Here is a 14364-nt window from a genome sequence, read left to right on the forward strand (position 1 = left end):
CGCATCTGATCCTGGCGGCCTGCCCTTATCCGTTGTCGGGTTCCTGCATCCATGCCGGCAGGTCCCGCTGGCCGTGCAGCACACGCCATACATCGACGTGATGGGCGTGCTCCACATAGAACACCATGTACGGGTAGCGCGTCAGCGGCCAGGCGCGCAGACCGGGCAGATGGAGTTCATGGGCATAGCGCAGCGAGCCTGTGGAGGGGTGGCGGCCTATGTGTGCGTAGGCCTTCTCCAGCGCGTCGATGAAGCCCAGGGCTGCGTTTGCGGCCTCCTCGTCCAGGTACCAGGCAAGTATCTCTTCGACGTCCCGGTTGGCCTGCTCGCGGGGGACGATGGCCTTGGCCTTCACCTCCTGGCCTTTGCCCGCTCACGCAGTCCATCGAAATAGCCCGCATCCACCGCCGCAGCCGGCGCCGAACCCGCTCCAGCCAACAGCAGGTTGCGCAGTTGCAGGCGCTCCTGATCCCTGCGGATCAGCTCGCGGACATACTCGCTGCTTGTGCCGTAGCCACGCTGGCTGACCTGCTCATCCACAAAGGACTTGAGGGTGTCAGGCAGGGAAATGTTCATGGTGCTCATGACGCCAGTGTGGGTCGCTTGGCAAAAATTGGCAAGATTCCCATTCAGCCACTGCAGTTTGAAAAGGTTTTCATAGCTGCAGCGGCCGGGCGTAGCCCGTCATCTCCAGGTATCCCTGACCGGCTCGCGCCTCCTGGCCCGGGCCGGACAGCTTTTGGAGGCTGCACAGGCCCTCCCAGTAGATGGCGCCGGTGGAAGCGCTGCTGTCCAGCTCCTGGTCATCGACCTGGGCGTTCACGGTGAAGCGGCCAGCGGGCGTGTCCACCTGCCATTGCACGGGGTAGCGCGCGCCGCTGGCGGGGCTGCTCCAGTGGCGCAGCGGTGTGAACCGAACGGCATCGTGGGCGAAGACCTGTACCTTGCCATCGGCGCCGCGCAGCGAGCCTCCGGCCCACAGCGCGTTGCCATCGCCCCGGCGCACTCGGAAGGCCGTGAGCGCACCGCCGTCGAACAGGTTCATGCCTATCCAGTCCCAGCCCACGGCCTCGGGGTGCATCAGGGCCTGGCTCCATTCATGGTCCAGCCAGGCGCGGTTGTCACCGGGTTCGCGCGCGGCTTCGATCTCCATGCGCTGGCCTGCCAGCTCCAGCGTGCCGCTCACCTGCAGTTGCGGGCGGCTGTAGTAGTAGCTGGCCTGCTCGGGTTCCGGCCCCTTGCGCGAGAGGCCGGCGCGGCCCTGCAGCAGCGGGTGCTCGCGGGTCTCGAAGCGCAGGTCCAGTGCGAATGCGGTGCTGCGTATGCGGGTGGTGTAGCGTTCGGCCTCGCCGTTACCGGTGTCTTCATCGGTGCGCTGCAGCGACCAGTCCTGCAGCCGCACGTCGGCATCGGCCTCGCTGGCCTGGGCAATGCCAAAGCCTGCGCGCGCGATGCGCTGGTCGTGGTGCAGGCGGGCGCCCTGCACATCGCAAAGCGCCGCATGGGCAAACAGCAGCTGGCGCGCCGCAAATGCGGAGCGCAGCTCCTGCGTGGCCTGCACGCGTGACCGGAAGAAGGTGATCTGGAAACCCCAGGCCCGGCCCGCCGCGCGTGCCTGGCCGGTGATGTACCACCACTCGGTGCGCAGCCCGGGATGGCTGCCATGGTCGCGCGGGAAGACCAGCGTGCGTGGCGGCAGTGCCTGGGCGGGCAGTCCTGCCGCCCCCAGGCCCAGGCCTGCAGCCAGGCCCAGCAGATGGCGGCGGGGCAGTGGCATCACGGATCAGCTTTGCAACTGCGCGATGCGCGCCTGGGCCGGCCCGCAGTCGCCGATGCGCTGCATCACCCAGTCCGCATCATGGTAGGTGGGCAGGTAGCGCTCGCCCGCATCACACAGCAGCGAGAGGATGGAGCCCTGCTCGCCGCGCTGGCGCATCTCGCTGGCCAGCCTGAGCATGGCCACGTAGTTGGTGCCCGTGGACGGCCCCACGCGCCGGCCCAGCAGTGCGGACAGGCTGCGCATGGCGGCCAGGGAATCGCAGTCCGCCACCTCCTCCATGCGGTCCACCAGGGTGCGCACAAAGCTGGGCTCCACGCGCGGGCGGCCTATGCCCTCGATGCGCGAGCCCGGCGCGGTGAGGGTGGCATCGCCCGTGCGGTGGTAGGCGGCGAACACCGAGCCCTCGGGGTCGGCCACGCAGATGCCCGTGGCATGGCGCTGGAAACGCACGTAGCGGCCAATGGTGGCGCTGGTGCCGCCCGTGCCCGCGCCCACCACGATCCAGCGCGGCACGGCATGGCGCTCGCGCCGCATCTGGGTGAACATGCTCTCCGCAATATTGTTGTTGCCACGCCAGTCGGTGGCGCGCTCGGCATAGGTGAACTGGTCCATGTAGTGGCCGCCGGTCTGCGCGGCCACGGCGCGTGCCTCGTCGTAGACCTGGCCTGCGCTGTCCACCAGATGGCAGCGACCGCCGTAGAACTCGATCAGCGCAATCTTCTCGGCCGAGGTGCTGCGCGGCATCACGGCCACGAAGGGCAGGCCCAGCAGGCGCGCGAAATACGCCTCGCTCACGGCCGTGGAGCCGCTCGATGCCTCGACGATGGTCGAGCCCTCATGCACCCAGCCATTGCACAGCGCATAGAGAAACAGCGAGCGCGCCAGCCGGTGCTTGAGGCTGCCCGTGGGGTGGGTGGATTCGTCCTTGAGGTAGAGGTCGATCCCCAGGCCGGCAAAGCCGGGCAGGGGCAGCGGGATCAGGTGCGTGTCGGCACTGCGCTGGTAATCGGCCTCGATGCGGTTGATGGCCTCATGCAGCCAGGAAGAGGTGGTGTGCGGCATGGCGGCCATTGTCGCAGGCTGCCCTGCCCACGCGGCTACAGGCCGTAGAACGGGCGGTTGGCCTCGATGCGTGTCTGCTCGCTGGCGGGGTAGCGGCGTTCGGCCAGCAACTGCTGCAGCGCGGCGCGGCCCAGGTCGCGCAGCGGGGTGTAGAAGGCGCTGACGGCCAGCTCGTCCAGCGCGCGCCAGGCGTAGACCTGGGCGTCGATGAACAGGATGTCCTCGGCCGGGCGCGGCAGCGCGGCGGCCTGGCGCGCATAGAGGCAGGCCAGGGCGAACTCGGACCGCTCGCGGTGGTAGCGCGCCAGCTCGCACAGGGGCTCGGCCCGCTGTGGTCGCGCGGCATAGGCGGTGAGATAGGCCTCGCGCACGGCGGCCGGCTCGGCGCCCGAGCGCTCCAGCAGCACGCCGACCTGGAACAGCGCAAACCACTGCTCCTCGGCCCAGCCGCCCATGGCAGCGCGCTGCCGGTACCAATGCAGGCTGGACTCGATCTGGCCCGCATCGCGGTGGCTTTGCGCCAGATAGAACACGTTGCGCGTGTTGCCGGGCTGCTCGCGCACGGCCTTCTCGAGCACGGCGATGTCGCGCAGGTAGGTCTGAGGGTCCCGGGCCCGCGCACCATCGTGCGAGACATCGATGAACGGCCCGGCCAGCATCTGCCAGGGCTGGTGCGCAGGCGCGGTCAGGTACTCGTGCAGCACGCCTTCCCAGCGCCAGTCCACGCGCGTGGCGATCAGCGCATTGCGCTGGTATTCGGTGCCCGCCATGTGGCAGGACAGCATGCAGCCGTCCGCCTCCAGCGCCGGCCATGCAAAGCCTTCGGGCACGCGCAGCTGCTCGTCGGCATCGATGAACAGCAGGTAGTCGCCGTGCGGCCGCGCCAGCTCCAGCGCCTCGTTGCGGTTGTGGGCAAAGTCCACCCAGGGCCGCTCGTGCAGGCTGCCGGGCACGCCTTCCATGCACTCGCGCACCAGGGCCTGCGTGCCATCGCTGGAGCCCGTGTCCACGATCACCCAATGGTCCATCCACGGCTTGACCGAGGCCAGGCAACGCGCGATCACCGGGGCCTCGTTCTTGACGATCATGTTCAGGCAGATGCGTGGGCGCGTGCCGGGCCGTGCTGGTGCGATGGAGTCGGCCATGTCTGATCAGCCGCCTGTGGGCTGGTGTAAACCGATGGCTCCCGCCAATCCACGGCCCACGGCTGGGCTGGCCGGCATCGTGGAACCTGCGAGGCGGAAGATGCCTGCGCTGATGCACAGGGTCCAGAAAGGACGGGGAGGAATGAGCGAAGTGCAGCGGTCCATGGTTCAGGAGATGCTTGGATGGATACGCGCAGAAGGCTGGCACCAGCGTTGCTGGTGCCAGCTTGGAAGGAAGTGGCTGTTGCTCAGGGCGACGAGAACTGCAAGGGCCAGGAGATAGTGGCAGGCAGGCCCATGCTGGTGAGCGGTGTCTCGACGAGCGGGAAGACGGTCTGGGGTGAAGATGAGGCTATGCAGGCGCCTGTCGAATAATCTTCAGCCGATTGGATGGTGCCGTTGATGCCCAGGCTCAACTGCGTCTTGGCCTGCACCACGCCATTGGCGTCTGCTCCACCCAGTACATAGAATTTGCCGGCATTCTTCGCATACACCAGCGTCCTGGCAAAGCGCGGATACAGCTGCGTCGAGTTGAGTGACGCCAGGTACGGCTGTCCCGTGCAATCGGTGCTGGCAAAGAGCAGATTGGTGTCGTTCTGATAGCCGCCTTCGGGGCGGAACTTGACGAGATGGAAGGTCGAGGTGAGCACGCTGATCGTGCTGTAGTTGGTGGTAGCGAGGCCGACCACCGTACCCAGTGCTGCGCCGCCGCTGTCCCTCAGCGTGACACCGCCCCCGCCTGCTGGGCCGGTCGCTCCGGTGGAGCCCGTATTGCCTGTGGCGCCCGTGACACCTTGCACGCCCTGGATGCCTTGGGGACCCGTGGGACCCGCCACCCCCGCCCCTGTGGGGCCGGTAACTCCGATAAGGCCCTGCACCCCCTGCGGACCGGTCGGCCCTGTGACTCCGGCACCCGTGGGGCCTGTGGCACCCGTGATGCCGGTGGCCCCAGTGGGGCCGGTGGGACCGGCTGCGCCTGTGACTCCCGTGGCGCCTGCAGGGCCGATGGCACCTGTCGAACCTGTGGCCCCCGTGGCGCCTGTCGCTCCCGTGGCACCTCCACCCACGCCCGCCGCGCAATGCGTGAGCTGACCAGAGACGCCATCAAAACACAGCAGCTGGTTGCTGGTGGCCGTATCGGCCGGCAAGGCCGGCACCAGTACCTCGCCGGTACGCTGCACGCGCAGGCGCTCGGCGCCCACGGAGTTCTTGATCACGAAATCGCCATTGGCTGGCAGGGTGATGGAGACATCGGCCGCGAGTGCTGCGGAGGTGTGCAGGCCTGCGCCCGCAAACATCGCAAGCAGCAGGGCCGGGACAGGGCGACGGTTCTGGTGCATGTCCGCTCCTCAGATCCGTGTGTTGCGGCGCTGGCGGTGCAGGGCCATGCCGCCGAGCAGCAGGCTCATCAGCATCAGCCCGTAGGTGCTGAGCGTGGGGATGCTGGCTGGAGCCACCACCACCGGTGCGCCAATCTGCACGTTGCCAGGGATCCCGCTTCCGCTGGGGTTGGAAACTGTGGCCAAGGGGCCCAGCGTGACCACGGCAGTGCCGGGACCGGACGAGGCCAGCACCACCGGCTTGCCGGGAGAGCCCAGCGTGAGCGTGCCCAGCACGGTGAGATTGGTACCTGCGGGAAGAACGATGGTCGGGGGTGTCGGGCCGGTGCTGATCAGTGTCAGATCCTTCACGACGATATTGCCGCTGAGTGTCAGGGTCGTTCCGGGTGCACAGGTGTCTGAAAGCACAACGCTGCTGGTGCCGAGATTCAGTGCCGCCGCGCTCGTCAGGTCGCCGCCGATGTTGAGCTGGCCGCCCGTGCCGGTCACCGTGGAGCCCGCGTCAAAGGCAAAGGACCCCGAATCGAAGGTGCCCGTGCCCAGGGCCAGTTCCCCGCCCATCGAAACGGGGACGCAAAACGAATTGAACGAACCGCCAGCCAGATCGATGCCGGAGCCTGGAGGAAAAACAATCTGCCCCCAGGCCGAGCCGCACATTGCCGCGCCCAGGGCCAGCGACGCCGCCCAACGTTTTCCGAAACCTGCCATGAGTCCGATCTCCCGAGTACAGGCGGTGGTGCACCTGCTGTTTTGTTGAGGCAGGGCGCTCCTGTAGATGGGAAGCGCTCCTGCCGAAGTCGGGCAAATGATCAGATAGAAAATGATTCTCTTGTAAGAAAAATTAACAATTGATTATGCGTTTTCATTTTTAGCAGGCTATCGGTTTGCGCGGAGGGATGGGGTTTACCAATCCTCCTTGACCGCCAGCACCGCCTCACGCCCTGCAGCCGCACGCCCGGCCAGCCAGGCCGTCAGCGTGCCTGCTGCGATCACGCTGGCAGCCAGCGCCAAAAGGCGGGGCCACGGCAGGGACAGCTCCATGGTCCAGTGAAAGCTTTGCGGATTCACCACGTGCACCAGGATCACGGCCACGCCCAGGCCCAGCAGGCTGCCGGCGATGGCGCCCGCCGTGGTCCAGGCCATGCCTTCGCCAGCCACCACGGCCAGGATGTCGCGCCGCGTTAGGCCCAGGTGGGCCAGCAGGCCGAATTCCTTGCGCCGTGCCAGCACCTGGGCGCTGAAGCTGGCCGCGATGCCGAACAGGCCGATGCCGATGGCCACGGCCTGTAGCCAGTAGGTCACGGCAAAGCTGCGGTCGAAGATGCGCATGGAGCGCTCGCGCAGTGCGCCGCTGCTGGCGAACTCCAGGGCCTGCGCGGCGCCCGGCCCGGTCAGCAGCGACTGGATGCGCGCCTGAAGCTGCTGCGCCGTGGCCGTGTCGTCGCCGTCCGGCCAGATGGCGATTTCGGTGGGGCCTGCCGTGTTGGCGCTGCCGTCGGCAAGCCGTTGGTAGTCGTCCCAGTCCATGGCGATTGCGCCGAACTGGCGCACATAGTCGCGCCAGATGCCGGCCACAAACACGCGGGAATCTTCGGACGGCAGGGCCTGGGCCAGCAGAGGCCACTCCTGGCCCGGCCGCACGCCATAGAGTTGGGCCACGGCTTCACTGACATAGACGGGCGTGCTGCCAGCAGGCGCTTGCACGGGGCCTTGTATCCACGGCAACTGCTGGCCCTGGGGGCCATGCAGCGGACGCAGCAGCAGGCTGACGGCGGGGCGATCCGGGCTGAGCCACAGGCTGGTGCTGCGCATGGGCTGGGCGCGCTGCACGCCAGGCAGGGCGACAATGCGCGAGGCCAGATCGGCGGGCAGGGGCGCGGCATCGGCACGGCCTGCGCTGCCGGCCGTGCGCAGGTACAGCGGGGCGGGCAGCACGGCGTCCAGCCAGGCGATCATGCTGTCCCTGAAGCTGGCCACCATCACGGTCAGTGCCACGGCCAGGCTCAGGCTGGCCACCACGCCGCCCACGGCCACGGTGGTGCTGCGGCGCATGCGCCGTGCGCGCTCCACGGGCAGCAGGGCCAGCGGCTGGCGCAGCAGCGATTGCGGCACCAGGCGCAACAGCTGGCCCAACAGCCAGGGCAGGGCGGCCATGCCGCCCAGCAGCAGCAGGGCCACGGCGGCATAGGCGGCCAGGGGAATGCCGGCCACGGGCGGCACAAAGGCCAGGGCCACGCTGGCTGCCATCAGCAGCAGGGCCGGCAGGCCGCGCGCCGCGCGTTCGGAGCCCGCGCCCTGGCCCTTGAGCGTGGCCGCAGGCGGCAACTCCATGGCCTGGCGCGCCGGCCACCAGCCGCCAGCCACGGTGGCGGCCACGCCCAGCAGGCCAAAGGTCAGCGCGGCGCTGGCGCTCCACTGCAGCGCGGGCTGCACGCCGGCAAAGTAGCCGCCGCCCAGGTCACCGCCCAGCAGGTGCAGGGCCAGCCAGGCCAGGCCCGCTCCCAGCGCAATGCCGGCCGCGCTGCCCACAATGCCCAGCAGCAGCGATTCCAGCAGCACCAGGCCCAGGCGCTGGCGCGGCGTCAATCCCAGCACGGCCAGCAGGGCGAACTGCGGCGCGCGCTGGGCCACGCTGAGCGCCAGCACCGAGAACACCAGGAACGCCCCCGTGAACAGCGCCACCAGGGCCAGCACCGTGAGGTTGACGCGGTAGGCGCGCGACATCTCGGCTATGCGCTGCTGGTCGTCGCCGGGGCGGCTGGCCAGGGCCTGGGCGGGCCAGTCGGGCAGGCGGCGCAGCTCGGCCAGCAGGGACTCGCGCGTGGCGCCTTCGGCCAGCAGCACATCGATGCGGTCCACCTGGCCCCAGCGCTGCAGGCTGTCCTGCAGCCCGCCGATGTCCATCACGGCCAGCGGCGGGCCGGATGCGGCCACCGTGCCCGCGATGCGCAGGGTCTGCGCGCGCCCGCCCAGTTGCCATGACAGGGGCGTGTGCCGCGCCTGCTCCGGCGTCAGGCCCAGGGCTTCGAGTGCCGTTGCATTGAGGAAGACCGCATCGGGCGCGAACAGGTCCAGCCGCCCGCCGCCATCGAACAGCCGGGGCATGAGCGCAGGCGCCACGGGCGCCAGCCGCAGCGCATCGCCGCCCAGCACGCGCAACTGCACCGGCGTGGCGGTGCCTGCCAGGGCCGTGGCTTCGATCCAGGGTGCGGCCAGGCTGACCTGGGGCTGCTGCGCAACACGGCCATAAAGCGATTCGGGCAGGCCGCCCTGCATGGCACGCAGCTCCAGGTCCGGCTGGCCGCTGACCGTGCGCACGGCGCGCGAGAACTCATCGAGCGCGGACTGGTTGATCACGTGCACGGCAAAGCCCAGGGCCACGCCCAGCATGATGGCCACCAGGGCGGTGGCCGTGCGCCAGGGATGCTGGCGCAGCTCCTGCCAGGAAAAGGTGCGAAGCAGGGCGAGCATGGGCGGATGGTCTCTGGCGCTAGGCGGGCTGCATGCCCTGTGCGGTCAGGCGCAGCACGCGGTCGGCACGGCGCGCGGCCTCGATGGAGTGCGTGACCAGCACCAGGGCGGCCTGGTGTTCCCGGGTCTGCTGCAGCAGCAGCTCCATGACCTGTGCGGCCGTGCCGGGGTCCAGGTTGCCGGTGGGCTCGTCGGCCAGCAGCAGGGCCGGGCCGTGGACCAGGGCGCGTGCAATGGCCACGCGCTGCAGCTGGCCGCCGCTGAGCTGCCAGGGCAGGCGCTGCTCCAGCCCCTGCAGCCCGACGGCCTGCAGCAGTTGCTGCACGCGCTGGCGGCCCGCCGCATCCAGCCGCTGCAGCAGCATCAGCGGCAGGGCCACGTTGTGCCAGACATCCAGGTGCGGCAGCACATGGAAGGCCTGGAACACGAAGCCCACATGGCTGCGCCGCCACAGCGCACGGCCGGTTTCATCCAGGGCCGACAGGTCCTGGCCTTCGTGCAGCACGCGGCCCTGCTGCCACTCATCGAGCCCGGCCAGGCAGTTGAGAAAGGTGGACTTGCCCACGCCCGAGTCACCCACGATGGCCACGAACTCGCCGCGCGCCACGCTGCAGTCCACGTTCTCGAAGACGGCGGTTTCCGTGCCGCCGTCGTTGCGGTAGCGCCGCGCCAGGCCCTGGACCTGAAGCAGCGGCGGCTGAGTCAGTGGCGTGTTGTCCCGGGGCGCGGCAGTCATGAAGGCGGTTTCCTGTTCAGCCGTTGCGGGCCTGGGTTGATGCGGCCACCACGGCCATCGCTGCCTGCAGCAGTTGCTGCTGGGCATCGGGCGCATCGCAGGCAATGGCATGGCGGGCGGGCATGCTGCGCAGCCAGGTGATCTGGCGCTTGGCCAGCTGGCGCGTGGCGGCAATGCCGCGTTCGCGCAGCGAGTTCATGGAGTACAGGCCGTCCAGCGATTCCCAGGCCTGGCGGTAGCCCACGCAGCGGATGGAGGGCAGGTCCAGGTGCAGGTCGCCGCGCGCGCGCAGCTGTTGCACTTCGTCGATGAAGCCGGCGTCGAGCATGGCGTCGAAGCGCTGGGCGATGCGCGCATGCAGCCAGGCGCGGTCCTGCGGCTCCAGCGAGAAGAAACCGCCGGGGCTGATCAGGCCCTGTGCCGCATCCTTGCCCGCCCGCGTATGAAAGCTGGACAGCGGCTTGCCCGACACGTGCCAAACCTCCAGCGCGCGCTGTATGCGCTGGCTGTCGGCCGGCGCCAGGCGCGCGGCCGTGGCGGGATCGACCTGGGCCAGCAGCGTATGCATGGCGGGCCAGCCGATCTGCGCGGCCTGGGCGTCCAGCCGCTCGCGCACGGCGGGGTCGGCGGCCGGCATGTCGTCAATGCCATCCTGCAGGGCCTTGAAATACAGCATGGTGCCGCCCACCAGCAGCGGCAGGGCGCCGCGCGCGCGGATCTCGGCCACCAGGCGCTGCGTGTCCTGCACGAATTCGGCCGCGCTGTAGGCCTGCAGCGGGTCGCGGATATCGATCAGGTGATGGGGGCAGGCAGCCAGTTCTTCGGGCGTGGGCTTGGCCGTGCCGATGTCCATGCCGCGATAGACCAGGGCCGAGTCCACGCTGATGATTTCTGCGGCCTGGCCGCGTTCGGCCAGCAGCCTGGCCAGGGCCAGGGCGGCAGCGGTCTTGCCAGAAGCGGTGGGGCCGGCGATGGCCAGGCAGGGGAGCGGGGAAGCGGTGGACATTCGAGAAACGGGAACGCAGGAAAGTGGAATCAGCGGTGGCCATCGACCCGCCCGTGGCGGCGCACCAGCCCCCAGGCGACCAGGGCCGTGCACACGCCCCAGAACCAGATGCCGAAGGCCATGGGCCGGGTGGACTGGCCGTCCAGGTGCAGGCCCAGCCAGTGTCCCATGGCAAAGGCGATGAGCATCATGGTGAAGCCGTTGAGCGCCGAGGCCGTGCCCGCCGACTGCGGGAAGGGCGCGATGGCATTGCTCTGGCCGCAGGGCATGTGCACGCCATGGGCGATCTGGAAGATATAGAAGGGCAGGGCATAGGCCCAGAGGCTGCGCGCATCGGCCAGCGCCGCAATGCCGATGGCCGTGGCCGACAGCAGGCTTGCCAGCCCGGCAATCTGCACGGCGCGCCGCACATCCATGCGCTGCAGCAGCCAGCGGCACAGGAAGGTGCCCGCGATGTAGCACAGCGCATTGCTGCCCATCAGCAGGCCGTAGCCCGTGCGGCTCACGCCCAGCACATGGATATAGGTGAAGGAAGATGCGGCCAGGTTGGTGAACAGGGCCGCATAGGTGCAGCAGGTCAGCAACTGGTAGGACTGGAATCCCGGGTGGCGCAGGATAGTGATCCAGTTGCGCGCCAGGGCCAGCGGCTGCAGCGCCGTGGGATTGGTGCGGGCCAGTGTCTCCGTGAAGCGCAGTGCCACCAGCAGCAGGGCCAGCGCACCCATCACGGCCTGGGCCAGCATGGTCGAGCGCCAGCCCAGCGAATCCACCAGCAGGCTGCCGCTGACGGGGCTCAGGAAGGCGATCACGCCCAGCCCGGTCAGCGCCTTGGACATGACCTGGGCGCCCAGGTGCGGCGCGAACAGGTCGCGCACCATGGCGCGTGCACACATCACGCCGGCGCCCAGCGATGCCCCCTGCAGCGCGCGCCAGGCGATCAGCGACTCCATGGTCTCTGCACTGGCGCTGCCCAGCGCGGCCAGCACGTAGATGGACATGCCCGCCAGCAGGATGGGCCGGCGCCCGAAGCGGTCGGACAGCGGCCCCCAGGCCAGTTGCGAGCAGCCGAAGGCCAGCAGGAACGCCGTCAGCGTGAGCTGCACCTGGGACACCTGGGTGGAGAAGGCCGTCTGTATCGACGGCAGGGCCGGCAGGTACAGGTCGGTGGCCAGCGGCTGCAGTCCCAGCAGCAGGCCGAGCAGGACGACGACCAGGACGGGGGACATTGCCGGCTGCGCTTGCGCGGCGGCGGGAGACAGGGGCGCTGACATAGGCGACCGAGGGTAGCAGAGAACAAGGGGTGCCGCTGTCCATGTTCGGGCGGTGCATATCCATCTGCGGATTGCGCAGTTGGGAACCGGCCGGGCCCTGCCTACATTGCATTGCAGAGGAATCAACCCGATCAACGCAACTGTGAACAAAGGACCGCAATGGCAACGCTGACCGCTTTCTCCTCCCTTCCCGCCGCGCTGCGCCAGGGGGCGTGCACCCTGCTGTGGGGCGTGGCCCTGGTCGGTGGTGCGGCCCATGCCAATGCGCCTGTGCCCGAAGGCCCGCTGGTCAGCACCGAATGGCTGGCGGCCAACCTCAACCGCGCCGATGTGCGCATCGTCGAGGTAAGCGTCAACCCCGGCCTGTACGAACGCTCCCATGTGCCGGGCGCCGTCAACTTCTCTTGGCACAACGACCTCAATGACAAGGTGCGCCGCGACATCGTGGGCAAGGAGCAGTTCGAGAAGCTGCTGTCCCAGGCCGGCGTGAAGGAAGGCAACACGGTCGTGCTGTACGGCGATACCAACAACTGGTTCGCAGCCTGGGGGGCCTGGGTCTTCGACATCTATGGCGTGCAGAACGTCAAGCTGCTGGACGGCGGCCGCAAGAAGTGGGAGGCCGAGAACCGCCCCCTCAACAACCGCGCCCCCGAATATGCGGCCACCACCTACCGCGTGGGCAAGGTCAACACCGCGCTGCGCGCGCGCCTGACCGATGCGCTGGCCTCGGCCGAAGGGCGCAGCGACGCCAAGCTCGTCGACATCCGCTCGGCCGACGAATACCAGGGCAAGGTCTTCGCCCCGGCCGGCGTGCCGGAACTGGCCATCCGCGCCGGCCACATCCCCGGCGCCGTCAACGTGCCCTGGGGGCAGGCCGTGCGCGAGGACGGCAGCTTCAAGTCCGCCGAAGAACTCAAGAAGCTCTATGCGGGCGTGGGCATCGACGGCAGCAAGCCGGTCATCACCTACTGCCGCATCGGCGAGCGCTCCAGCCACACCTGGTTTGCGCTGTCCAAGATCCTGGGCTATCAGGTGCGCAACTACGACGGCTCGTGGACCGAGTACGGCAACTCCGTGGGTGTGCCGATCAACAACCCGGCCGGCACGGTCTGGGCCGCGAAATGATCCTGCAGTCGATCAACCTGTCTTGAAGGCGGGGGCCGGGCGAGGGGTGTCGGTGCTCTTGGTTCGACGGATCAGGGGTGGTGACGAGTGGCTTTGGCAAAAGCTCGGCTCCTTTGGGGCCCGCAGGCTGCGGGCCCCTTTTTTTATGCGTGGATGGCAACAAAGGGGGCAGGAATGACAAGCGTGACCGGTGAGCACACGCAGAACGTGAATGGCAGGCACAGGGCAAGGGACTGGACCAGATGGCTGCCCTTGGCCGCCGTGCTGGCCGCAGCCTGGCCTGTGGCGGCGCAGCTGCAGCTGCAAGGCGGCGGGCGCACCCTGGTCTTTGCGCTGGCGCTGGGCCTGCTGCTGGGGCTGGTGCTGCAGCGCTCGCGCTTTTGCTTTTACTGCCATGCGCGCGACTGGTTCGAGTTCGGCGATCCGCGCGGCGTGCTCTCCATCCTGCTGGCGCTGGCCGTGGGATCGGCGGGCATGACCGTGGTGCTGGGCAGCTGGGTGGCCGTGCCCCAGCCGGGCCAGTTGCCGCCCGACATGCACATAGGTCCCGTGAGCTGGGTGCTGGTCCTTGCGGGCCTGGCCTTTGGCGCGGGCATGTCGGTCTCGGGCTCGTGCATCAGCGCCCACTGGTACCGGCTGGGCGAGGGATCGCCCGTGGCGCCGTTTGCCCTGGTCGGCACGGGCCTGGGCTTCGTGCTGGGGTTTCGCAGCTGGAACCCGCTGTACAGCCTGGCCATTGCCGATGCGCCCGTCATCTGGCTGCCGGCCCATCTGGGCTATGGCGGCGCGCTGGCGCTGCAACTGGCCGTGCTGGGCCTGCTGGCGGCCTGGGTCTGGCGCATTCATGGGCGCTCGGGCCGCGCACAGCCACGGCCTGCGGCAGAACCGGCGCAGCCACCGGGCCTGCGCCAGCTGTGGCTGTCACTGTGGCAAGGCCGCTGGAACGCCGCGCTGGGCGGCCTGGCCGTGGGCCTGATCGCGGCCGCCGCCATCGTGCGCATGCGGCCGCTGGGCGTGACCACCACGCTGGGCAGCACCGTGCGCGGCTGGGCCCAGGCGGGCGGCTGGGTGCCCGAGCGCCTGCACGGCCTCGACACCCTGGGCGGATGCGCCACGGCCGTACTCAACAGCCTGCTCACGCCCCATGCCGTGCTGCTGCTGGGCCTGGTGGCCGGCGCCTGGGGCGCTGCCGTGGCCAGCCGCCAGTGGACGCCGCGCCGCCCCACCTGGCGCGATGCGGCACGCGGCCTGGCCGGTGGCGCCTTGCTGGGCTGGGGCGCCATGACGGGGCTGGGCTGCACCATCGGCACGCTGCTGTCGGGCAGCATGGCGGGCGCGCTGTCGGGCTGGGTCTTTGGCGCGGCCGTGTTCACGGCGCTGTGGGCGGGTTTCGTGCTGCGGCGCTGGCAGGCCAGCCGGGACTGAGGG

At 69.2% G+C, this 14364-nt stretch carries 13 protein-coding genes; 2 read left to right on the forward strand and 11 right to left on the reverse strand.

The genetic code is table 11. The features are described from left to right. Positions 1 to 25: 25 nt before the first annotated feature. The 11 genes from AC57B5_RS26265 to AC57B5_RS26315 form a co-directional block, all read right to left on the reverse strand. Positions 26 to 355, reverse strand: coding sequence for a type II toxin-antitoxin system RelE/ParE family toxin (locus tag AC57B5_RS26265; RefSeq protein ID WP_065348120.1), 330 nt, complete (start codon positions 353 to 355; stop codon positions 26 to 28). Next, positions 352 to 585, reverse strand: coding sequence for a type II toxin-antitoxin system ParD family antitoxin (locus tag AC57B5_RS26270; RefSeq protein WP_012206957.1), 234 nt, complete (start codon positions 583 to 585; stop codon positions 352 to 354). Before AC57B5_RS26270 ends, AC57B5_RS26265 begins: the two co-directional genes overlap by 4 nt. Positions 586 to 655: 70 nt before the next feature. Further along, positions 656 to 1780 (reverse strand): lipocalin-like domain-containing protein, encoded by a 1125-nt coding sequence (locus tag AC57B5_RS26275; protein ID WP_496400613.1) that lies wholly within the window; start codon positions 1778 to 1780, stop codon positions 656 to 658. Positions 1781 to 1783: 3 nt separating this feature from the next. Further along, positions 1784 to 2851 (reverse strand): PLP-dependent cysteine synthase family protein, encoded by a 1068-nt coding sequence (locus tag AC57B5_RS26280; RefSeq protein WP_043819214.1) that lies wholly within the window; start codon positions 2849 to 2851, stop codon positions 1784 to 1786. A 26-nt stretch (positions 2852 to 2877) separates the two neighbouring features. Further along, complete coding sequence (locus tag AC57B5_RS26285) at positions 2878 to 3987, reverse strand: glycosyltransferase (RefSeq protein ID WP_496400614.1); 1110 nt, start codon at positions 3985 to 3987, stop codon at positions 2878 to 2880. A gap of 248 nt (positions 3988 to 4235) precedes the next feature. Continuing rightward, positions 4236 to 5327 carry a collagen-like protein gene (locus AC57B5_RS26290; RefSeq protein WP_199959890.1) on the reverse strand — a complete coding sequence of 364 codons (1092 nt, stop codon included), beginning with the start codon at positions 5325 to 5327 and terminating at the stop codon, positions 4236 to 4238. Between the two features lie 9 nt (positions 5328 to 5336). Next, positions 5337 to 6035: an IPTL-CTERM sorting domain-containing protein gene (locus AC57B5_RS26295; RefSeq protein ID WP_063328094.1), complete on the reverse strand. Its 699-nt coding sequence runs from the start codon at positions 6033 to 6035 to the stop codon at positions 5337 to 5339. 195 nt (positions 6036 to 6230) lie between these two features. Further along, positions 6231 to 8798: an FtsX-like permease family protein gene (locus tag AC57B5_RS26300; RefSeq protein ID WP_496400615.1), complete on the reverse strand. Its 2568-nt coding sequence runs from the start codon at positions 8796 to 8798 to the stop codon at positions 6231 to 6233. A 19-nt stretch (positions 8799 to 8817) separates the two neighbouring features. After that, a complete protein-coding gene (locus AC57B5_RS26305) occupies positions 8818 to 9534 on the reverse strand; it encodes an ABC transporter ATP-binding protein (RefSeq protein WP_013801071.1) in 717 nt (238 codons plus the stop codon). 16 nt (positions 9535 to 9550) lie between these two features. After that, entirely contained in the window at positions 9551 to 10540 is a 990-nt protein-coding gene (gene miaA, locus AC57B5_RS26310; RefSeq protein ID WP_496400616.1) for a tRNA (adenosine(37)-N6)-dimethylallyltransferase MiaA, read from the reverse strand. A 29-nt stretch (positions 10541 to 10569) separates the two neighbouring features. Continuing rightward, positions 10570 to 11766, reverse strand: coding sequence for a multidrug effflux MFS transporter (locus AC57B5_RS26315; protein ID WP_496400617.1), 1197 nt, complete (start codon positions 11764 to 11766; stop codon positions 10570 to 10572). A 204-nt stretch (positions 11767 to 11970) separates the two neighbouring features. Between AC57B5_RS26315 and AC57B5_RS26320 the strand changes: the two genes are divergently transcribed. Together AC57B5_RS26320 and AC57B5_RS26325 are read left to right on the forward strand one after the other, a co-directional pair. Next, the gene (locus AC57B5_RS26320) at positions 11971 to 12936 is read left to right on the forward strand and encodes a sulfurtransferase (RefSeq protein ID WP_034396528.1); all 966 of its coding nucleotides are present in this window, start codon (positions 11971 to 11973) and stop codon (positions 12934 to 12936) included. Between the two features lie 174 nt (positions 12937 to 13110). After that, positions 13111 to 14361 carry a YeeE/YedE family protein gene (locus tag AC57B5_RS26325; RefSeq protein WP_043819208.1) on the forward strand — a complete coding sequence of 417 codons (1251 nt, stop codon included), beginning with the start codon at positions 13111 to 13113 and terminating at the stop codon, positions 14359 to 14361. Positions 14362 to 14364 lie beyond the last annotated feature (3 nt).

This window comes from Delftia sp. BGA-UO-ETr-SB1, assembly GCF_059567865.1.